Annotated in this window: 22 protein-coding genes; 8 read left to right on the top strand and 14 right to left on the bottom strand. The window is 42.2% G+C overall.

The window, feature by feature from the left end; genetic code table 11:
• Positions 1 to 207: 207 nt before the first annotated feature.
• Entirely contained in the window at positions 208 to 759 is a 552-nt protein-coding gene (rimI, locus tag A3775_RS06410) for a ribosomal protein S18-alanine N-acetyltransferase (protein ID WP_066376640.1), read from the bottom strand.
• A 92-nt stretch (positions 760 to 851) separates the two neighbouring features.
• Between rimI and lysA the strand changes: the two genes are divergently transcribed.
• The 3 genes from lysA to A3775_RS06395 all read left to right on the top strand — a co-directional run bounded on the left by lysA (position 852) and on the right by A3775_RS06395 (position 4,023).
• A complete protein-coding gene (gene lysA, locus A3775_RS06405) occupies positions 852 to 2,255 on the top strand; it encodes a diaminopimelate decarboxylase (RefSeq protein WP_066376639.1) in 1,404 nt (467 codons plus the stop codon).
• Positions 2,256 to 2,353: 98 nt separating this feature from the next.
• Positions 2,354 to 3,277, top strand: coding sequence for a diadenylate cyclase CdaA (gene cdaA / locus A3775_RS06400; protein WP_066376638.1), 924 nt, complete (start codon positions 2,354 to 2,356; stop codon positions 3,275 to 3,277).
• Positions 3,274 to 4,023: an isoprenyl transferase gene (locus A3775_RS06395; protein WP_066424272.1), complete on the top strand. Its 750-nt coding sequence runs from the start codon at positions 3,274 to 3,276 to the stop codon at positions 4,021 to 4,023. Before cdaA ends, A3775_RS06395 begins: the two co-directional genes overlap by 4 nt.
• A gap of 80 nt (positions 4,024 to 4,103) precedes the next feature.
• Here the strand turns inward: A3775_RS06395 and A3775_RS06390 are convergent, their stop codons facing one another.
• The 8 genes from A3775_RS06390 to A3775_RS06350 all read right to left on the bottom strand — a co-directional run bounded on the left by A3775_RS06390 (position 4,104) and on the right by A3775_RS06350 (position 10,256).
• A complete protein-coding gene (locus tag A3775_RS06390; protein ID WP_066376636.1) occupies positions 4,104 to 4,376 on the bottom strand; it encodes a DUF3143 domain-containing protein in 273 nt (90 codons plus the stop codon).
• A gap of 34 nt (positions 4,377 to 4,410) precedes the next feature.
• On the bottom strand, positions 4,411 to 4,944 hold the full coding sequence (locus A3775_RS06385; protein ID WP_066376708.1) for a J domain-containing protein: 534 nt from the start codon (positions 4,942 to 4,944) through the stop codon (positions 4,411 to 4,413).
• Positions 4,945 to 5,388: 444 nt separating this feature from the next.
• A complete protein-coding gene (locus A3775_RS06375) occupies positions 5,389 to 5,853 on the bottom strand; it encodes a ferredoxin (protein WP_066376633.1) in 465 nt (154 codons plus the stop codon).
• Complete coding sequence (locus tag A3775_RS06370; RefSeq protein ID WP_066376632.1) at positions 5,853 to 6,239, bottom strand: DUF1257 domain-containing protein; 387 nt, start codon at positions 6,237 to 6,239, stop codon at positions 5,853 to 5,855. Before A3775_RS06370 ends, A3775_RS06375 begins: the two co-directional genes overlap by 1 nt.
• A 41-nt stretch (positions 6,240 to 6,280) precedes the next feature.
• Complete coding sequence (locus tag A3775_RS06365) at positions 6,281 to 6,490, bottom strand: DUF2997 domain-containing protein (RefSeq protein ID WP_066376631.1); 210 nt, start codon at positions 6,488 to 6,490, stop codon at positions 6,281 to 6,283.
• Between the two features lie 959 nt (positions 6,491 to 7,449).
• Entirely contained in the window at positions 7,450 to 8,277 is an 828-nt protein-coding gene (locus A3775_RS06360) for a metallophosphoesterase (RefSeq protein ID WP_066376630.1), read from the bottom strand.
• Between the two features lie 250 nt (positions 8,278 to 8,527).
• Positions 8,528 to 9,358: a metallophosphoesterase gene (locus tag A3775_RS06355; protein WP_066376629.1), complete on the bottom strand. Its 831-nt coding sequence runs from the start codon at positions 9,356 to 9,358 to the stop codon at positions 8,528 to 8,530.
• Positions 9,359 to 9,398: 40 nt separating this feature from the next.
• Entirely contained in the window at positions 9,399 to 10,256 is an 858-nt protein-coding gene (locus tag A3775_RS06350; RefSeq protein ID WP_066376627.1) for an alpha/beta hydrolase, read from the bottom strand.
• 93 nt (positions 10,257 to 10,349) lie between these two features.
• Here A3775_RS06350 and A3775_RS06345 point away from each other — a divergent pair, with 93 nt between their 5' ends.
• On the top strand, positions 10,350 to 11,294 hold the full coding sequence (locus tag A3775_RS06345) for a 1-acyl-sn-glycerol-3-phosphate acyltransferase (RefSeq protein WP_066376625.1): 945 nt from the start codon (positions 10,350 to 10,352) through the stop codon (positions 11,292 to 11,294).
• Between the two features lie 4 nt (positions 11,295 to 11,298).
• Here the strand turns inward: A3775_RS06345 and A3775_RS06340 are convergent, their stop codons facing one another.
• The gene (locus tag A3775_RS06340) at positions 11,299 to 11,595 is read right to left on the bottom strand and encodes a hypothetical protein (RefSeq protein ID WP_066376624.1); all 297 of its coding nucleotides are present in this window, start codon (positions 11,593 to 11,595) and stop codon (positions 11,299 to 11,301) included.
• A 39-nt stretch (positions 11,596 to 11,634) separates the two neighbouring features.
• Entirely contained in the window at positions 11,635 to 13,182 is a 1,548-nt protein-coding gene (locus tag A3775_RS06335; RefSeq protein WP_066424267.1) for a hypothetical protein, read from the bottom strand.
• Positions 13,183 to 13,422: 240 nt separating this feature from the next.
• Between A3775_RS06335 and A3775_RS06330 the strand changes: the two genes are divergently transcribed.
• Entirely contained in the window at positions 13,423 to 16,566 is a 3,144-nt protein-coding gene (locus A3775_RS06330) for an alpha-mannosidase (protein ID WP_066424265.1), read from the top strand.
• Positions 16,567 to 16,692: 126 nt separating this feature from the next.
• On the opposite strand, the gene psbN is transcribed toward A3775_RS06330, so the two are convergent.
• Positions 16,693 to 16,824, bottom strand: a complete 132-nt coding sequence (gene psbN / locus A3775_RS23445) for a photosystem II reaction center protein PsbN (protein ID WP_066376620.1) — start codon at positions 16,822 to 16,824, stop codon at positions 16,693 to 16,695.
• An 85-nt stretch (positions 16,825 to 16,909) separates the two neighbouring features.
• On the opposite strand from psbN, the gene psbH reads away from it, so the two are divergent.
• From psbH to pth, 3 genes are all read left to right on the top strand, one after another.
• Positions 16,910 to 17,113: a photosystem II reaction center phosphoprotein PsbH gene (psbH, locus tag A3775_RS06325; protein WP_015136548.1), complete on the top strand. Its 204-nt coding sequence runs from the start codon at positions 16,910 to 16,912 to the stop codon at positions 17,111 to 17,113.
• A 216-nt stretch (positions 17,114 to 17,329) separates the two neighbouring features.
• Positions 17,330 to 17,602, top strand: a complete 273-nt coding sequence (locus A3775_RS06320; protein WP_066376619.1) for a TatA/E family twin arginine-targeting protein translocase — start codon at positions 17,330 to 17,332, stop codon at positions 17,600 to 17,602.
• A gap of 33 nt (positions 17,603 to 17,635) precedes the next feature.
• On the top strand, positions 17,636 to 18,274 hold the full coding sequence (gene pth, locus A3775_RS06315; protein ID WP_066376618.1) for an aminoacyl-tRNA hydrolase: 639 nt from the start codon (positions 17,636 to 17,638) through the stop codon (positions 18,272 to 18,274).
• A 240-nt stretch (positions 18,275 to 18,514) separates the two neighbouring features.
• On the opposite strand, the gene rpsU is transcribed toward pth, so the two are convergent.
• Both rpsU and A3775_RS06305 read right to left on the bottom strand, forming a co-directional pair.
• Positions 18,515 to 18,694, bottom strand: coding sequence for a 30S ribosomal protein S21 (rpsU, locus tag A3775_RS06310; protein WP_017316130.1), 180 nt, complete (start codon positions 18,692 to 18,694; stop codon positions 18,515 to 18,517).
• Between the two features lie 267 nt (positions 18,695 to 18,961).
• Positions 18,962 to 20,590: a mucoidy inhibitor MuiA family protein gene (locus tag A3775_RS06305; protein WP_066424264.1), complete on the bottom strand. Its 1,629-nt coding sequence runs from the start codon at positions 20,588 to 20,590 to the stop codon at positions 18,962 to 18,964.
• Positions 20,591 to 20,693: the final 103 nt, after the last annotated feature.

The following is a 20,693-nucleotide window of genomic DNA, read 5'->3' as shown; positions in this document are numbered from 1 at the left end:
GATTTTTGCTCAATCAATATATTATTTAAAATTATTTTTTTTCTTCTATTAAAAATTTTAATAAGTAAAAATATTTAAAAATCCGGTCACTCTCCAATCACTAGGGTGCTGGCGACTCGGATTTTTTGGGAATAGCCTGAGTATTTATACTTAGAATGCCTGGAATTTGCTCTGATGACACAACAGACTTGTTTGCCAGCCTTGTAATTAGATCAGCAAATCCCACGTAGATTTTTCCAGGTGAGAATTAATCATGCTGCGCCAGTGCTGCGATTTTTCTGCAAATGAAGGTGCTTGTAAGTCAGAAAGCCAGAGAATTAAAGCATCTTCGCCGTTATCTTGGTAATAACGCCGTCGTCGCCCAGCTGTTTTGAACCCAAATTTTTGATATAAAGATATTGCTGCTAAGTTAGAAGCCCTAACTTCCAGGGTAGCTCGCTCCAGACCGCGATCGCCAGCAGTTTGTAGCAGGAAATATAACAAAGCCTGCCCCAAACTTCGACGCTGATATTGGGGATGAACTGCCACAATAGTAATATGGGCTTCGTCTAAAATCGACCAAAAGCACCCCATACCCAGCAATTTGCTGCTAGAGTTAGGGGAAAATATTCCCAGTAAATCACTATTCGGACTATCTAACTCACGTTGGTAGCCCTCCATAGTCCAAAGTCCGCCAAAACAAGCTTGATCAAGTTCGAGTATGGCGTTGATATCCTCTAAAGTCAGAGATTTAAATTTTAAGTTAGAAAATAAGACCACTTTTATTAGGATAAGGTTACAAACCCTTTGTAAACTGGGATTGGGTACTAATTCACGCCCATAAATTAAACAAGGACAACTTATTTATAGTTATGGTATCAACTCACCCTGCTGAGGTTCAAAATGCTGGTACTCAGTATTTACCTCAAAGGCGCAACACAAGTACAAATATTTCGCCCAACCAGGAACTTTTACCTTTAACTGCCAAAGTTAATAGTAACGACAACCTGGAAATTGGTGGGTGTGATGTCACAACTTTAGTTGAGCAGTTTGGTTCACCTCTATATATCTTAGATGAAGCCACCCTGCGAACAGCTTGTCAACAATACCGAGATAGCTTTAAAAAATATTATCCTGGCGAATCTCAGGTATTGTACGCTTCCAAAGCCTGGAGTTGTTTGGCGGTTTGTGCGATGATCGCCTCAGAAGGTTTAGGAATTGATGTGGTTTCTGGGGGTGAACTCTACACCGCTTTGACGGCTGGGATGAGTCCTGAAAAAATTTACCTCCACGGTAATAATAAATCCCGTGCTGAACTGACTTTAGCAATTGAGTCTGGTGTCACCATTGTGGTCGATAACTGGTATGAATTGCATACCTTGGTGGAGATATTGAAGGCAATGTCTGTACCATCAACCCGGATTATGCTGCGATTGACACCAGGGATTGAATGTCATACTCATGAATACATCCGCACCGGACACCTAGACAGCAAGTTTGGCTTTGATCCCAACGATTTGGGCGAGGTGTTTGAGTTTGTGAGCAAGCAACCAACTTTAAACTGTGTAGGTGTACACGCTCATATTGGTTCGCAAATTTTCGAGCGTCAACCACATCAAGATTTAGGGGCTGTGATGGTACAGTGGCTCAGGGATGCAGCCAAGTATGGTTTAAATCTCACTGAATTAAATGTTGGTGGTGGTTTGGGGATTAAATATGTAGAATCGGATGATCCCCCAAGCATTGAAGAGTGGGTGAAAGCGATTTGTGAGGTAGTACAAGCCGCTTGTGCAGCCGAAAATCTGCCTTTACCCAAGTTATTGTCTGAGCCTGGGCGATCGCTGATTGCGCCAGCTTGCGTGACTGCCTACACTATCGGCTCATCTAAAACTATACCAGAAATTCGTACCTACGTCGCCATTGATGGCGGTATGTCTGACAATCCCCGTCCGATTACCTATCAGTCAGTTTATCGCGCCGTCGTTGCCAACAAGTTGTCTGCGCCGATCACAGAAACAGTCACAATCGCTGGTAAGCATTGTGAATCTGGGGATATTTTAATTAAAAATGCCCAACTGCCGAAAACTGAAGCAGGGGATATTCTCGTAGTTATGGGAACTGGTGCTTACAATTACAGTATGGCATCCAACTATAACCGCTTACCCCGTCCGGCAGCTGTTGTAGTCGCCGATGGCGAAGCAAACTTAATTTTGCAACGCGAAACATATCAAGATTTAATTCGACAAGACTGCTTACCTGAAAGATTAAAGAGTTAGTCTTGAGTCCTTGGTCATTAGTCATTAGCCAAGTACCAATGACTAATGACTAATGACTAACGACAGTTGACTAAAGTTACAAGAGTAATCCAGATGTCATGAGAGATTGGTGGAAGCAATGGCTGGTAAACCTGGGATGGTCTCAGTCCTTGCTGCTGGGGACTCTGGATATTGTATTTGTGCTGACGCTAACTTACATGATATTGGTTATTATCAGCGAGCGTCGGACACTGTGGATGGTGCGGGGCTTCATTGTGTTAATGCTAGCCTCAGCACTTAGCGGCAGATTTGGTCTACCACTGTTAAATTTTGTTCTAGAAAAGTTGGTGATTGGTTGTGCTGTAGCTATGGCCGTGGCTCTCCAGTCAGAATTCCGGCGATTTTTGGAACAATTGGGACGTGGTGAATTTCGGCAGCTATTTCAACCATCTAATCTTACTATTCCCAAGTCTGATAGTGTAATTGATGAAATTGTGGAAGCGGTTAAAGAACTCTCGAAGAACCGAATTGGAGCTTTACTAATTTTAGAAACTACTGGCCCGATTGATGAGCGAGATTTTTCTGTGCCAGGGGTAAAGCTGAATGCGGACGTTTCTAAGGAACTGATACAGACGATTTTTCAGCCCAAGACTTTGTTACATGATGGGGCAACATTAGTCCGTGGCTCACGGATTGTATCTTCGGGTATAATTTTACCGCTTTCGGGACGCACAGCCTCGCGCCAGTTGGGTACACGCCACCGGGCAGCGATGGGAATTACTGAGCGAGTCGAAAATTGTATTTGTGTCGTTGTATCAGAAGAAACGGGTTCTATTTCCCTAGCGGAACGGGGAACCCTGAATAGGCCACTGACGATTAGGAAGCTGAAAGAGTCTTTAGAGGCTCGATTGTCACCCAGTGTAGATCGGGAAGCTGTCGCCCCTGGTTTGTTAAGCTTGGGTCGTCAGATTGGTAGTAAGGCAATAACACTGGTTTCACGTTTACTCGGATTATCCTCGACCGCTTCTCAAGACAAAAAATGACAATACAACAAACTGAATTACAAGAATTGCCCCCTGATTTAAAAACAGAACTACTGCCAAAACACGTTGCAGTGATTATGGATGGCAATGGTCGCTGGGCTAAACGCCAAGGTCTACCCAGAATTATGGGTCATAAGCGAGGTGTAGATGCGCTTAAGGATTTGCTACGTTGCTGTAGGGATTGGGGAATTCAGGCATTAACGGCTTATGCTTTTTCTACGGAGAACTGGAAACGACCACAGGAAGAAGTAGATTTTTTGATGACTCTATTCCAGAGAGTTTTACGCCAAGAACTGCGGGAAATGGTCGAGGAGAATGTCCAGATTCAGTTTGTAGGTAATTTAGCAGCTTTGCCGCGATCGCTCCAAGAGGAAATTTCCCGGTCGATGGCAGAAACTCAGCACAATCGCGGTATCCGTTTTGCTGTGGCTACGAACTACGGCGGCAGACAAGAAATTTTACAAGCTTGTCGGGCGATCGCCGAAAAGGTGCAGCAAGGTATCTTAAAACCTGATGACATCTCCGAAGAAATCTTTGAACGTCATCTTTACACAGCCGGAATTGCTGATCCTGATTTGTTAATCCGTACCAGTGGAGAAATGCGCCTCTCCAATTTCCTCCTCTGGCAGATGGCTTATGGCGAAATATATATTACTGATACCCTCTGGCCAGATTTTGACAGGGTGGAATTTCATCGCGCCTTGTGTGCGTATCAAAAAAGGGAGCGACGATTTGGGAAAGTTTAGGGATGGGGGACTGGAAGGGACTCTTGACTGGGGACTGGGAAATAATTTCTTCCTCATCTCCCCCATCTCCCTCATCTGCCTCAAGGGCCTGAAAACACAGCTTGTTCAATATCTTCCCGGCTGAGGGAATATTTAAAGGCGCGTTGGATATCTTGTCCATTCTCTCCCGCTTGGATATATCGGACGACAATTTGCTCAATATCTAGCCACAGTTCAGCTTGCCAATCAGGCTTTTGTACACGCCAGCAATGAAGTTGTGTTTCATCTTGTTGACAACCTTGCTCTCTTAACCACTGCTCAATTTGTGGCAGAGGATGACTGTATAAAGGGGTATCAGAGGGAATAATAGCCATAAAAATTTTAAAATTCAAACTTCAAAGTTCAAAATTAAGCCCAATAGTTGTGAATTTCCAAGTGATTATTTGATGATAATGTTGGGGAAATTGACTGTTGGAGTGTAGCCGTTGGTTGTGGTAGCTGGGTTTGTAAAGGTTTATCTCCACGAATTACGCCAATGGTAATTGCTAGCAGCAAACAACTAACAAACGTGATGCCCAAAATAAATAAGGCGAAAATTTCACCAGAGGAGAGGGGGCGATCGCTCGCATCCAAATAAGCTGATTTTGAGTAATCATAAGCATAGGATACCGGACGATTGAGATCAGCTGGTGCTTGAATTACTCCAAAACGAGAATAGCCAATTTTGATGTCGTAATTTAAACGCCGTTCGGGATTGCTCAAAGTGGCATAAGCTTCGTTGATTTGCTGAAATTTTGGCGTAGCAACCGCAGCCGGTAATTCTGTAGTGTCGGGATGATAACGTTTGCTTAGTTTCCGATAAGCGCGGCGGATATCAATTACTGATGCTGAGGGATGCAGCCCTAGCAAGGAGTAATAGTTGGGTTGACTGCTGTGCCGCATTGCCCCGTTCTGATTCACAGCTGTTTGATTCACTTTGCAATCAAGTTTTTTCTAATATTTTGACATAATCCCATCTGGATACAGCAGGGAACAGGGAACTCTTCACAGGGAATAGTCGTAAATCCTGCCCGAATAATGGGTATGAGCCGCCTAAATTTATTGATAAAAGGTAGTGCTAGAAAAAATACGTCCGTTTCAAATCCCCTAATTTTAATGATGGGGATTTCCCTGTTCCCTGTTCCCTGTTCCCTGTTCCCTGTCACCTGTTCCCTATTCCCTGTTCCCTATTCCCTATTCCCTATTCCCTGTCACCCCCTGTTCCCTATTCCCTGTCACCTGTTCCCTGTTCCCTTTTAATGTAAACAACCGACAGTTGTTAGCCCATGAGACAACAAAAGGACTGGTAAAACCAGTCCTATATTTTATATCTTTAACATTTGCTGTTTAAGAATGAGCTTGTTTGTTCTTTAATGAGTTTTGCTTTTTGCGCCGCTTTTGCGCTTCCACAACTGCCTTTTCTACCGGATAGCCAACCACAGGAATAACTTGATATTTGCGCTCTGCTTCTAAGTTTCTCAGTTCCGTGTAATCCACCCAATGAATGCAATCAACCGGACAAGTGTCAATTGCTTCTTGAATAACTTCTTCCGCGTCCCCGTCTTGGCGAATTACACGCGATCGCCCATAATCTGGTTCAATATAAAACGTATTACGGGCAACATGAGCGCAGTGCTTACAGCCAATACAGGTGATTTCGTCTACATAAACACCTTTTTGGCGCAGCATTCCCCCTAATTCCGGTTCTAATCCTGAACGTTCTGGTGCATCTCTTAAGAAACCACCTAGTTCTGGCTCGAACCCGGAACGATTTTCATCTTGTGCTTCCGGAGAGGGCAGAAAATCAGCCATTACGCACTCCAGCGTTGTACAACTAAGCGTATCGAACCATCGTCATTTTTTTGTTGTTCGGTAACTTGAAACCCTACCCGTGCTGTTTCTTTCATGACTGTTTGGAAAGCATAACGTTGGGTAATTTGGCGCAAGAAACCGTCCACAGATAAATTTTGCTGCCAGTATTGTAAGTCAGCAACTAGCTCATATTCTTTGCCATTCCATCTAAAGCCGATGTCATAGCCGTTATCCTGCTCAATAGTGATTTCCGCAGGATGAGTTTGTCCGCGATAACCACGTACTTCGCGCGGGCCTGGTTTCCAATCTATGCCCAAGTCAGTGAGAGCATCTTTTAATGATTCCAAGTTACGGATTTGAGTTTTAATTTGGCTAAAGTGTGACATGGTGGTTGTAAAACTAATGACACTAAACTAAAGGTGAACACTTACCAATCGCTGTAAGTAGCTTGTGTATTCGCTACACCAGATTGCTGTACATTAGTGGCGAAAAATTCTGAGGTTGGCTCCTGACTAAGTACCTGCCCTAGCTGCGCCTCTATGGCTGCTGTAACTTCAGCACAAGAAGCTCCCACAATGCCAGTGACTTTCTCTTGTACTCGACCGTCTGGATAGATAATGAACTCTAATGTCTCCATGCTCTTGGCCAACCACGATAGTACGCTTGATTTGTACTGCCCTAGCAGCATACTAAATATTTAGCCCTAGGAACATTTCTACTTAGGAACAAAATTGCCATTTTTAAACTAATGTTCCATCTCTCAAAATAAATATCTCAGAATGTTTACAAAAATTATAAATTTTATAAGTCTACACATCTGTCATTAGTTAGTCTCTCTTAACCTGATCAATTAGTCAAGCTCAAAACTTAGCTGATGTAGTTAAGCTGCTATACCCTTGAAAATAGCCACTAGCGGTAGTATAGCGAGCTATGTGAACGATAAAACTCACAAGATTATTGAAAATTTTTATCATTATCATCAGATTAAACCTATCCATCCCAGAGGGGGATGAGGGGGATGAGGGAGTGGAGGAAGCAGGGGGGAGAAGAATTTCCCCATTTTTCCCTGCTCAATCCAATTCCTCTTTCCCAGTCAAGAGTCAAGAGTCCCTAAAATGCAGGAAAGTTTAAGATAAATGTGGCAATTGTTGCGATAAGTTAAAGGTATTCAAGTTTAGTAAATAGCTATACCAAGTTAAAAAAAAGGTGCTAAATTAAAAGCAAGGTACAAAAAGGTTAAAAGTTGATTCAAACCAAGCCTTGAAATTAGAGCCTGTACCTCCTGCTCTAAGACCTTAATTCTCGCAATCTTAAGCTCGTGGCTTGCATCCTGTAAACGTGTTTTCGCCTTAAGTTTGTTGAATTTTTTGTGGAGGTTTTGAACTTACAGCCAGAAATGCCTGCCTATTGGAATCAAGGATGTAAGATTCAGAGGTAATCGTTGCGAAAGTTGTTCACCTTAGTTGAGTTCATTCAATCTGTTCTTTCAATCTTCTCTAACGACTATATATTTAAGAAACCGCCGTCAGCTAATGAGATTTTACCGTCTTAGCTTTCGGCGGTTATTGTCATGTTGAATAGCTCTATTTGGCTGAATTAAGATAATGTAATTAGTGTAACTTCTGGCGGACAAAACAAACGTCCTGGTCGATAAGTTCCTAAGCCACGATTGACATACAATTGGTTTTGTGAAACTTGATGGTATCCTTGCGCCCATTCCCAATATCGCACGACTTTGGAACAGTCGCCTAATAGCAATGGTACCCAACGCCGCAGTTTTTTGGGAACTTGTTTGAGCAATTTTTTATAGTGGTAAACTACAGGGCCGATACCTGGTAAAACAATGTGTCCACCGTGGGTATGACCGGATAGTTGTAAATCAACTCGCCATTGTTCTAAGATTTTGGCAGTATCGGGATTGTGAGATAAAACAATTCTGGGTGTGGCATGATGAAGTTGTTGCATGACTGGCGCAGGATTGAATTCTCTTGACCAGTAATCAGCTAATCCGACTATGGGTAAATCTTGTCCTAGGGGGTAAGCTATTTCATTCCATAAGACATGAACCCCTATGCTAGTTAAAGCTTTGGTAACTTCTGCTTTTGAATGACTGTAGTGAATATCGTGATTACCAAGCACAGCATAAATACCATACCGACTTTGTAGATATTTCAGTCTTAATGCTAGTTGATGGATTGGGGTAGGATCATCAGTTACATAGTCCCCAGTTAATAGTATTAAATCTGGTTCTGCTTCATTAGTAGCGGCGATCGCTTCTGCTAGTAGTTCCTCCGATAGCCGCAACCCATCGTAATGAAAATCCGATAATTGCACTAACTTTGTACCTTGTAATCTGGGGGGAAGTTCTGCAATCTTAACCGTTAGTTTATCTACACTTAAACGACCTGTAAACAACCAGTGCATAATGTGCTAGGGACTCCTCATACCAGCGTTTACAGCTTATCAAAAATCACTATAAGTCTGGAGAAAGTGTTAAAAATTAATATTTAAACGCCAAATCAGCAAAGCATTAGCCAAAAGGAAGATATAACTGACGCAAATAGCACATTACTAGGGTGTGTCAAATATAGATTTTATGTTAATTTTGCCCAAATTATCTGTAAAATGCACCCTACAAGCGATGGAATTCTGACTGTTGAATTATTCTCAACAACTATTCTTTTTCTAAGGTAATTACTGTTACTTCCGGCGGACAAAATATCCGCCCTGGGAAATAAGTTCCCAAACCCCGATTCACATATAATTGATTATCCCCGATACGATGTAAACCCTGTGACCATTCCCAATGTCTAACGACAAAATACTCTTTGAGTAAACATGGTATACGCAGACGCAGTTTTATAGGAATTTTGCGGATAATTTTGGAGCGATAGGATAATATAGGCCCCAAGCCTGGTATGATAATTTGTCCACCATGAGTATGACCAGCCAATTGCAAATCTACCCGCCATGTTTTGAGATAAGCGGCGGTGTCTGGGTCATGGGTTAAAACAATGCGTGGTATGCTGGGGTCTAATTGATTAAAAATTAGTGGCGGATTGAATCCTGGTGAGTAGAAATCTAGTATTCCTACTACTGGTAAATCTGTTCCGAAAGGATAAGCAATTTCATTCCACAAAACATGAATCCCGATATTAGTCAGCGATGCTGTAATTTCTTGTTGTGAGTGTCTGTAATACAGATCATGATTACCGAGGATGGCGTAAATACCATGACGACTTTGCAGTTTTTTTAGTCGCTGTGCTAATTGGTGAATCGGTTTTGGGGTAGTGGTGACGTAATCACCAGTGAGTAATACTAAATCGGGTTGTGCTTCATTGCTAACTGCGATCGCTTCTTCTAACAGTTCATCAGCAAGTCGCAAACCATCGTAGTGAAAATCTGATAAATGCACCAACTTCTTACCTTGTAGAGATGCAGCTAAACCGCGAATGTTGACTGTCAATTTTTCCACACTCAACGAACCAGATAAAAACCAGTGCATAATTAAGTTTAATAGTTGATGGTTGATTGTTAATTGTTGACTAATAACTAATGACTCCCAAATGTGCCTCTAGCCATTTTTCTAAATCAGCCAAGACTTCCTGATAATTCAGATCATTTTGTAATTCATGATATGCGCCTGGGTATTCAATTCGCAGTTTATCTGGATAAGCTATCAACTGGTAAAACATTTCACTACCCTCTGGTAAAGCAATTCGATCCGCGCTACCGTGGAGAATCAGCAATGGTACTTGCCAATCTGAAGCATGATGATCAATCCAGGCGACGGCGGCAAGATATTCTGTGGCTAAACGCGCACTTGCTACAGTATGACGTAGCACATCTTGAGTGTAGGCTGCTAAGACTTTCTCATCTCGTGAAGCGGCTGTTAAGTCAAGTCCAGTATTTAAGGTAAAACTTGGCCAGACTCGTGACAATAATCTCCCTAACAGTAAGCGGAATTTGGACACGCCAACTTTACCGATGGCTGGTGCTAGGGCAATTACGCCGTTTAATGTTGATGCTGCTGGTGCATAGTGTAAAACGTAGTCGAAGACTATGACTGCACCTAAGCTATGACCTAACAAAAAAATTGGGCTTTGTGGGTGTTGGCTTTGAATAAACTCCAGAAAAGCCCTGACATCTTCGCGGAATTCAGCCCAAGAAATTATATGACCACGCCGACCAGGCGATCGCCCATGACCCCGCAAATCTAAAGCGTAAATACCATACTGTTTGGGGACAAGATGCTCAAATATATTCCTGTACTTATTGCTATGTCCTCCCAATCCATGTATGATAACTAAGATGGCTTTAACCGTGCCTTTTGGCAACCAGCCTTGATAATAAAGTTTCAGATTCCCGATACTTGGAAAGATGCCTTCACTGTGGTTGATCATCGGGTTAATATTTGATACGTGTTCCTAACAAGCTTCTAGCCTATCAAGCTATATTGTAGGGAATCCCTTACGAGTTGGTAAGAGTTAGCGCAAGTGTCATCTAGCGAACAGTCAGACAGTATTACTACATCAGAAACTTTGCCCCCGGTGACGACAGCAAGTATCAGGCGTGTAGAAGAAGGTGTTGCCGCCGCCAATCATCACGCTGTGCGTGCAATGATTACAGAGACGCTGACTCAGCTAGAAGCGATTAATCAACAGTATCCCACGCCGAGAATTAATTCTGGTATCAGGCGGTTAGTATTGCGATCGCTCATACATTGTATTTTTCGGGTACGGGTGGAAGACTTAGAAAAAGTTCCTCAAACACCAGCCATCCTAGCAGTTAACCATCTTCATCACATTGATCCCCTATTACTACTAGCGGAACTTCCTACCCAACCCTACTATTACATTTTGGGTGATGCCCGCACCTTATATAACAAATGGTGGAAACGCTTAATTTTAAGTATAGCAGGGGGTGTAATTCCTTTAGCGAGGATATGGAAAGAAGAACTTGCTGTTATTCAAGCGGCGAAAGCGGGAAGGGAAGACTTAATTAACTTAGCGCAAGTTATTACAGAAACAGTACCTACAGGTGGAGATATACACACATTACGCCAAATCGACCGCATTGTTTTCGGAATTTTGGCTCATGGAGATAGCTTAATTTTGTTTCCTGAAGGAAGACTTGCAGACACCGAAGGTAAATTAAATTTACCTTTGAAGCGAGGAACTGTAATTTATGCTTTACGGGCTGGTGTGCCAATTGTACCAGTAGCGTTAATTGGGACACAAGACCTATATTGGGGTAAAGAGTTAACGGTACGTTTTGGTGAACCTTTACATTTTAGTCAAACCGCTAGACCAAAGCGGCAGGAAGTGGAAACGGCTTTGATAGAATTACAGAATGCTATGATGTCACTTTTACCAAATGACTATCAAGAACCTACAGGATTAAAGCCTTTGCGTCATTTTTTGAATCATATATTGTGGTAAAACTTCACTTTTCTAAAAAATGCGTAACGTTAAAATTAGAAGTTCCTTCCCAACAATGATTCAAACAAGCATTAACTTGAGCATCAGCAGCATCAGCAGATTCTCTGGAAGCGTTTAACTGCACTGCCGTCACTATATATTCAAAGATAATTATACATTGTTTTTGAGTTGACAATCTTTCAAGCACAATTGTTTCACCAACTCTGGGAATTTGGGGTAAATTAACAATAAATGTCTCAATTTTTGGTTTATCTAGTGGATTTTTAAAATTGAAGTATTTACAGTAAACAATAATTTTCACGCAGAGAAACACCAAATCAATTTAAAGTCACACTATACTTTACTTTCCCCGCCACAGGCTTTGTAGTCGTTGAAAAATCTTGACTAATTTTTCTTCTAGCCAAAGCATAGCATGATCCAACCATTCCAAGACTTGTTCTAGTATGTGTTTTTCATAGCCGACAGAAGTAGCTTTGGTTTCTATCCAGTCTGGTTGTGTTTCTGCTTGTGTTTCTGGGTGAGTTTGTTGAGAAATTTCTACTATTTCATGAGTATTTCTCAGTGGAGAAATAGCACCTCTAGATTTGGGTTGAAATCGCGTTAATTTGCGGGGTTGTTTTTTGCTTGGCACTAAATTAGATTCGGCTTTCGATGGTGGAGAATTCAATTGTCTCTGCCAAGATAACCCTAGCGATGCACTAGGCACAACAGTAGAATTTAACTTTTTAGTCACCGTTGCCGAATCACCATATAAATCTTGCCAATTTAGCCAACTATCTACTATGGAATTATCATTATTTAATTGATTACTCTCAGGTAAGAATTTGTCATGCTGACTCAGCAATTGCTTATCTTTACCTACGCCAAAAAAGTAATTAAGAGCCACTTCAATTAAAGCTGTAATATTCTGGTTTCGAGTAGCTAAATTATCATGATTAACTGCAATTTCTCCTGTATTTGATAAAGATTCTTTGCCATAAACAAACAGGTTGATTTGAGTTTGGGCAACTCGGATGATTTCCTGGCTGCTTTGTTGCACAGGAATTATTGCTTTTGTTTCCAATTGGGCAACTGCTTTGTCTAGGAATGCTAGAATTTTGTTGGTGTTGGGTAAATCCTGTGATATTCCTGGCTCTAAAGCAGGATTTGTAGCGGTATTACTGCCCGTCAACTTGGTTAATATTTGCTCAATTTCTGGTAATAACTGCGCTTGTTCTTGAGTTGCAGCTAACTGCTGAAAATGGTAATAATTAGCAACTTCACTAATAATTCTGTCGGTTAATTTGGCTTGTTGCTGTGGTGTCAAAATATCTAGAATTTGATTCTCAATGCTGACAAGTACCAATTGCCGATGCCATAAATCTGTAGCAATTCCTCTCACCACAGGTAGCTGAAGCTGAAGCAAATCATTTTGGTTGACTGCGTTGAGACTGTTTACCGTTTTGTTCGGAATAGTTAAGGATTGAGAAACCTGAGAGTTAGTTGTGTGATGAGGCAAAAATTTTGACTTCAAAAACTTCCATGCTTGAGAGAGTGGTGATGTATTTGTCGGGGTAACAGTTACCGCTTCAGATGGGAGATTTTTGACTGCCTCTAGTATATGCTGAATGGGTGTATCAGCAACCGGGGGGGTGTCTGGAGAAAAATCGGTATAATCTGGCTGTAACTGAGGCTGAGGTGCTGGTTCTTGGGAGTATAGCGTTTTTACAGCCGCATTAGCTGATTGCCACAATAAATATACAGGATAAATTAGGGCTTCCACGCCCCACTTAGTTGCAACTTGTAAATGTCTGAAGGTGCTTTCCCACTGCGCTGTCAACCGCCGAGAATGCTGGTGGACAAAGTTAAAGAGTCTGCTTTGATAACGACCAGAAGAACCAGAGGACATGGTAGTAAGTGATTAATTTGAGCCTTGTTGATTTGTGAGACTCCCGCCAAACAATATCAAAGAATTCAGAATACAGGATACAGGATTCTTATGGGCTGGGTGTGGAAAAGTGCAAAATTTATTGCTTTACTTCACAGATGAGTCTTCAGCCAGTGCTACAAAAATCTATTCTTACCCTGAAATTCTGACTTCTGACTGCTTGCTAATAATTGTCGTAGTTGTCCTCATCTTAGCGAAAATATGACCCCTCCTATATCTCCATCCTATACAAAATTAATTTCAGACGCGATCGCTCAATTGCGCGGTTACTGCCAAGTGAATATTCAGCCTTCTTGGTTATCCTCAACATCACACCAAGAAATTACTGATGTCGTAGCATCGAATTTAGCAGACTGGCAAACTGTGGAGTTAAACGCTAAAGGTAACTTTGCTTGGGATGGTGGGCAGAAAGTGTTATGGTTAGCCCAAAAATTCACAGTTCCCGAAAGTTTACACGGGTATCCTGTAGGCGGTTTGTGTTTGCGGTTGTCGTTGTTGTGGTGGGCAGACTCAGTTAAAATTTATGTGAATGGCGAATTAGTATCAGAAGGAGATTTATTTGATTGTTCGCCTAGAATATTGCTAAGTCCAGAGGTGACACCAGGGGAAGAATTTATTATAGCTTTGCGGTTAGTCAGTCCGGGACATTGTGAAGGGGCTTTGGTGCGATCGCTCCTGATGTACGAGTCTAAAGATTATAATTATCCCGACCCCGGTTTTATCGCTGATGAGTTAGCTATATTGCAGTTATATCTAGAAAAGTTCGCCCCAGAACAACTAGACTCTTTAGCAGCCATCATCAATCAATACCCAAACCACACCCCAGAAACTCTCATCAGTTTACGTCAACACCTGATAGATTATCTGTCAGCATCTTCATTTATAGACGTTGCCAAATTTAAAATTTATTTATTAGGACACGCTCATTTAGATTTAGCATGGTTGTGGACTGTCAGTGAAACGTGGAATGCAGCCCAAAACACGTTTGAGTCAGTCTTGAAACTACAACAAGACTTCCCCGAATTAATTTTCTGTCATTCTACCCCAGCCATGTATGCTTGGGTAGAAGAACATCGCCCAGACTTATTTGAGACAATTCAACAAAAAGTAGTTGAGGGAGTTTGGGAAATTGTCGGAGGTTTTTGGGTAGAACCAGATTTAAACTTGATTAATGGAGAGTCGATAGTCCGTCAACTATTATATGGTCAGCGTTATGTACAGGAAAAATTCGGTAAGCTGACGAGTGTGGTTTGGGTTCCCGACACCTTTGGTTTTTGTGCGACATTACCGCAGTTTTTAGCGAATGCTGGAATTGAGTATTTTGTCACGCAAAAGCTGCGGTGGAATGATACTACTAAATTTGATTATGGCCTATTTTGGTGGCGATCGCCTGACGGTAGTCAAGTTTTGAGTTATATGTCTGCACCCATTGGCGAAGGCATTGACCCAGTAAAAATGACAGCCTATGCTTTAGAATGGCAAACCCAAACCAATTTAACCACATCCCTTTGGCTTCCTGGTGTTGGCGACCACGGCGGCGGCCCCACCCGTGATATGTTAGAAACAGCCCGACGCTGGCAAACATCGCCCTTCTTCCCAGACTTAGAATTTATTACGTCTGAAAAATATCTCCAACAAATTCAGGCAGAATGCAAAAGGCAGGAGGCAGAAATTAGAGAAGATGTTACCTCAATGCCCAATGCCCAATACCCAACTTGGAATGATGAACTATATTTAGAATTCCATCGTGGTTGTTATACTACCCACGCCGATCAAAAACGCTGGAATAGAAAGAGTGAGAATTTACTTTATCAAGCTGAACTCTTTGCCAGTTTAGCTCATATTATTTGTGGCGTAACCTATCCCAAAGCGGAAATTGAAACCGCTTGGAAGCAAGTATTATTTCACCAGTTTCATGATATTTTACCTGGTTCGTCGATTACCCAAGTTTATGTAGATGCCTTACCGCAATGGCAGCAAGTGGAACAAGTAGGAACGAAGATATTACAGGAATCATTACAGGCGATCGCCTCCCATTTTACCCTACCAGACCCACCACATCCCGACAGTTTACCAATATTTGTATTTAATGCCCTCAACTGGCAACGCTCAGAGGTAGTATCTGTCAACTTACCCACACCCCATCAACAATACCAAATTTACGACACCACAGGACAGCAACTCACATCTCAATTATCCGAACCCTCAACCCTACTCTTCCTAGCTACCGACATACCCCCCGTAGGATATCGCGTATTTTGGTTAACCCCCACATCTTCCTTATCCCCCACATCCCACCCACTCACAGAATACATCTTAGAAAACGACCACCTACGGGTTATTGTAGACCCCGACACCGGAGATTTAGCCAGTATCTTTGACAAAACCCATCAAAGAGAAATATTGAATGGTGCAGGTAATCAATTACAAGCCTTTAAAGACAGTGGTCAATATTGGGATGCTTGGAACATAGACCCCAATTATAACCAGCATCCCTTACCTGCAACCCATCTTAAATCTATAGAATGGCTAGAACAAGGGCAAGTACAACATCGTGTGCGTGTAGTGCGTCAGTTAGGTAACTCAGAATTTTGCCAAGATTATATTTTACAAGCCGGTTCACCCGTCTTAAAAATTGCCTCTAAAGTTAACTGGCAAGAAAATCAGGTTTTAGTCAAAGCCGCCTTTCCTCTCAATCTTACAGCCGACTTTGCCACCTATGAAATCCCCTGCGGTGCAATTCGTCGCCCCACCCAACCCCAAACCCCAGAGGAAAAAGCAAAATGGGAAGTCCCCGCTTTACGTTGGGCTGATTTAACAGAAACCACAGACAAGGGTATTTACGGAGTTAGCCTACTCAATGATTGTAAATACGGTTACGACGCTCAACCACAACAACTACGATTAACCCTACTAAGAAGCCCCAACTGGCCAGACCCAGAAGCCGACCGAGGCTTACACGAATTTACGTATGCTTTGTATCCTCACGCAGATAGCTGGCAGTCAGCCCAGACAGTTAGACGAGGTTACGAATTAAACATACACTTAGAAGTGATAATACTTAATAATACTCCCACTCACAACTCCCCACTCCCCAATAGAGACAGACTCAGTTGCTTAAATTTCCCAGTCGAAAATCTAGTTTTAATGGCTGTCAAACCATCTGAAGACGAACCCGATAAATTAATTATCCGGTGTTACGAGTCTCAAGGAGAAACAGCCGAATTATCCTTACAGAGTGATGTAGGCTTAACCCTAGCTGAGTCAGTAGACTTGTTAGAACGTCCCACTACAGGAATTTCAACAATCAAACCTGGGAAAATAGCCAGTTTTAAACTGATATAGCAATCCTGGTTAACCTCTTAACACAAAAAGTACAATTTGTCAAGCATATTTATGTTTTGGTGGGCAAAGCCCACCCTAAATTATTTCCCAGTCGCCAGTCCCCACTCCCCAGTCTCTACTCCCTTTTTAATCTTCATGATCCTCAAAAGGATCTGATAATTCCTTGCTAGGAGGGCCGAAGGAGGTATAAATTCCATACCCAGTGATTCCAATGACGGCGGCTGCTACAGAAATGATAAGAACTGTTGCGGGTTCCATAAGTGATTTATTGATGATGAGTGCTATTCTTATAGAATATTACAGAAGATTAAAAAAAGCTTTGGCAACTAATCTCAGGTGAACTATGGCACAACGCACTAGGTTGGGAGATATCCTGCGACCTTTAAATTCTGAGTATGGTAAAGTAGCTCCTGGCTGGGGAACAACTCCAGTAATGGCTATTTTTATGGGGCTATTTTTCGTGTTTTTGCTGATCATTCTGCAACTTTACAACAAGTCCATCATGATTCAAGATGTCATGGTTGACTGGCGCAGTTTAGGTAGCTAAGACAATATACAGCAAATAAGCTGTTAAAGCTAAAAAACACCTACCCGGTTCATCCGGGTTTTTTTGTGGCTTGACTCCTCAACAAGTTAGGCTTAAATAAGTGAGAGAGTGGGGAGTAGGGGGGATGAGGGAGATGAGGAAGATGAGGGGGATAAGGTAGAATCTCTTACCCAGTCCCCAGTCTCCATTTATTAACACTTCAACAGGAGAAACCGCGTGAATATTTTTGGTATCGGTTTACCGGAAATGGCTTTGATTATGGTTGTGGCGTTGTTAATCTTTGGCCCTAAGAAGCTGCCAGAAATTGGTAGAAGTTTAGGTAAAGCAATTCGCGGTTTTCAAGAAGCCTCTAATGAGTTTCAGAGTGAGTTTAAGCGAGAAACTGAACAATTAGAACAGGCTGTTAAAACTACTGCCCAAATTGAACCTAAACAAATTGAAGAGGCTAAATCTGAGCAGGATAATGCTGGTTCTTCGCCAGCTGCTTAAGTCGCTGCTGCTAGTTTATAGACTGAAAACACGATGACGGAAACTGTTACGCCTTCGGCTGTGGTGATTCCTCAGCTAATTGTGGGTTTGGGAAATCCTGAGCCTAAATATGACCAAACTCGCCATAATATTGGCTTTGCGGCTGTTGATGCTTTGGCTCGTTCCTGGCAGATTTCTCTGGCAGAAAATCGCAAGTTCCAAGGGGAATTCGGCGAAGGTATCGCACCAGGAGGGTTAAAAATCCGCTTACTCAAGCCTTTAACTTATATGAATCGCTCAGGACAGGCAATACAAGCGGTGACAAGTTGGTATAAAGTACCTGCTGAGTCGGTGCTGGTGATTTATGATGATTTGGATTTGCCTTTGGGTAAAACCCGCTTGCGCTTGTCTGGTTCGGCTGGGGGACATAATGGTATGAAGAGTGCGATCGCTCATCTGAATACCCAAAACTTCCCCCGGCTACGTATCGGTATCGGCAAACCCAAAAATGCTGCTAATGGAGATAACTCAGAGACAGTTTCCTATGTGTTGGGAAAATTTACTGCTGCTGAAAATCAACTGATGTCTCTTGTACTCCAGTTTGTCGTTGAGTGTGTAGAACTCAGCCTGAAGCAAGGAGTCGAAAAGGCTATGAACCGTTGCAACAGTCGCACTGTTGAGGTTCCTCAGTAAAAACTTAATTTTAGTGCTAATAGGTGTTTATTTTTGGTTGATGGTCAGCAATTTTGCTGAATCCATCGAACCATAATCACACCTTGAAAGTATCAAATTTTATGCAAGAGCGGTATACTCACACCCCATCCGGGGTGCGGCACATCCTGCTTGATTATTCTCAAAAATAATTAGTGGCAAGTTAATGTTGCTTTTTTAGGTGAATTTCCTCAAGCAACACACGTACCAAACCGTATCGGTTTATTTCATCCGTCTTTTACGTCTAGCTGCCACTGCTTTGCGCTTGCGTTTTTCCAACGGTGTTTCAAAGTGCCGATGATACTTAACGTCAGCTAAGATACCGGCTTTAGATACTTGGCGTTTGAACCGGCGTAATGCTGAATCGATACCTTCGTTTTCTCCTAAAACCACTTGGGTCATTCGTTTTCCTCATTGATCAATAGTCTCCATTTTAATAGTAGCTTTAAACTTCGCCAAACTTCTTTAGTTGCTCAGTTTTAAAGGGAACAGGGAACAGGCAACAGGGAACAGAGAACAGGTAATGGGAAAGGTTTTCCCGAAAGCTTCAAATGTCTAACCCGGTGATTTGTAACTCTGGTGGATGCTCAACAGTAAACTGGTAGTATATCTCTTTGAAAGGGAACAGGGAACAGGGAACAGGTAATGGGAAAGGTTTTCCCGGAAGCTTCAAATGTCTAACCCGGTGATTTGTAACTCTGGTGGATGCTCAACAGTAAACTGGTAGTATATCTCTTGGCGTTGTTGGGGTGGAATAGTTAAACTCCATTCTAGAATTCCCATTTCACCTAGTTGTATGGGTGGGTTGGTGCGGATGAGGCGGACTTTTATTTGTTCGTTGCGGCTAATTGGCAATTGTTCGGTTAATTTCAAATCTGTTTCTTGATTGAGTAAGTTAGTAATGATTAACCGATAAGCGTAAGTAGTTCGGCGTTGGTTGCCAATCAGTTTTTTATCTACTTGACGCTCAACTAAATCACGCTCAATTTTTAATCCTTCATCAATGCCTAAATTCAGTTTAAATTCTTGTCCTGGGGCGATATTTTCTAATTGAGTTGTGCCAACAAACATATTATCCCGGAAGATGTTTGCTGTACCTGCTAATAAAGTTGTACCATCAGGATTATTTTTCACGCTGGCTTCTAGATAAGCAAAACTCACTAGGCGCGGTATTGTGACATACTGCAAATTACAGGGGTAATCATCATTAAAAATAGTGGTGTTGTGAGGTGCGCCATCGCTGGGAATATTACCACCACCGTTGAGTTTAAAGGTAACAATACTACCTGTTGTAGATACTTCTGCTACCATGTTTTCTGCGGTAATCAAAGTATCTTCGATGATTTCGGCTTCTGGTTCTGGTAGTGCTGCTTCGGCAGATGGAGCAGACATAGCCATGATAGGGGGTAGCAATGGGCTAGGTTGTCGGCGCGATCGCACTACTTGCGGCGTTAAACTATCAATATACCAAGGGTGTAATTTTGGTGGTAATGTACCTAATCCTGGTTTAGCAGTAGACAGGGTAAGATTTACATTTTGCCAATCTTCGCCAGTGTTTTGGGTGAGTGCTGCCAAATAGCTTAAATGTACTGTCTTGCTAATGCTATCTAACCGCAAGTCATATAACGGTGTCCAACTGGCGTGATTTACCATGTAGGATACCTGCAAATCAAACTCGCCAGCACCAGCAACTTCTACATCAACTATTAAGCTAAAACTTTCTTTGGCGTGGGGTGTTTGGATAATTTGTAATGAGTGACGCAGGGCTTGTATTTGCTTGTCTAATTCTTGTTGCTGACTTTTACACTCACCAGAGGCGATCGCATATTCGCTATACTGACTACCTAAAAAATTGAGAAAATCTAGGGTTTCACTGAGGCTGAGATTTTTTCGTGAGAGACTTTGAGCAAAGGGTTCGGCTGTAGTTTGCCGTAAACCGTCAATAAATTGAGATTGCAAACTTAAAGCATCTACTTGGGCTTGTAGATGGCGTTTTTCTGTTTCTAGCTGCTGAATTTGCCTAGTTAACTGGGCGACTCGTTCCGCAACAGGTTCAGTGGTGTAGATGCGATCGCAACTCACTGCTAACAACCGCACCCCTACCGTACCTTTACCACTTACCCGCACAGACTCAGGTTCTAGAGTCACTGGTAACGAAGAAATCAACAAAGAGCGTTCTGAGCCTGTGAGAGACACCTTACCCTGTCGTGTTACCAGGGCTTTGTCACTATACACCGTCACAGATAGAATCTGACTTTCTACTGTTTTACGCCAAGATGGTAATTCCGGGTTCACCACTGTCAGTTTTCCCTGTGTTAAATGACTCTGCTCGTTAATTGTTAAGGGTTGGAGGATACCAAGTCAAGCAGCTGAAGTTAGTCATGAGTCATTAGTCATTAGT

The sequence above is a fragment of the Anabaena sp. 4-3 genome (genome assembly GCF_001597745.1).
Classification (GTDB): domain Bacteria; phylum Cyanobacteriota; class Cyanobacteriia; order Cyanobacteriales; family Nostocaceae; genus Trichormus.
The sequence above is the reverse complement of the archived record's forward strand: the minus strand, read 5'-3'. Positions and strand labels throughout refer to the sequence as shown.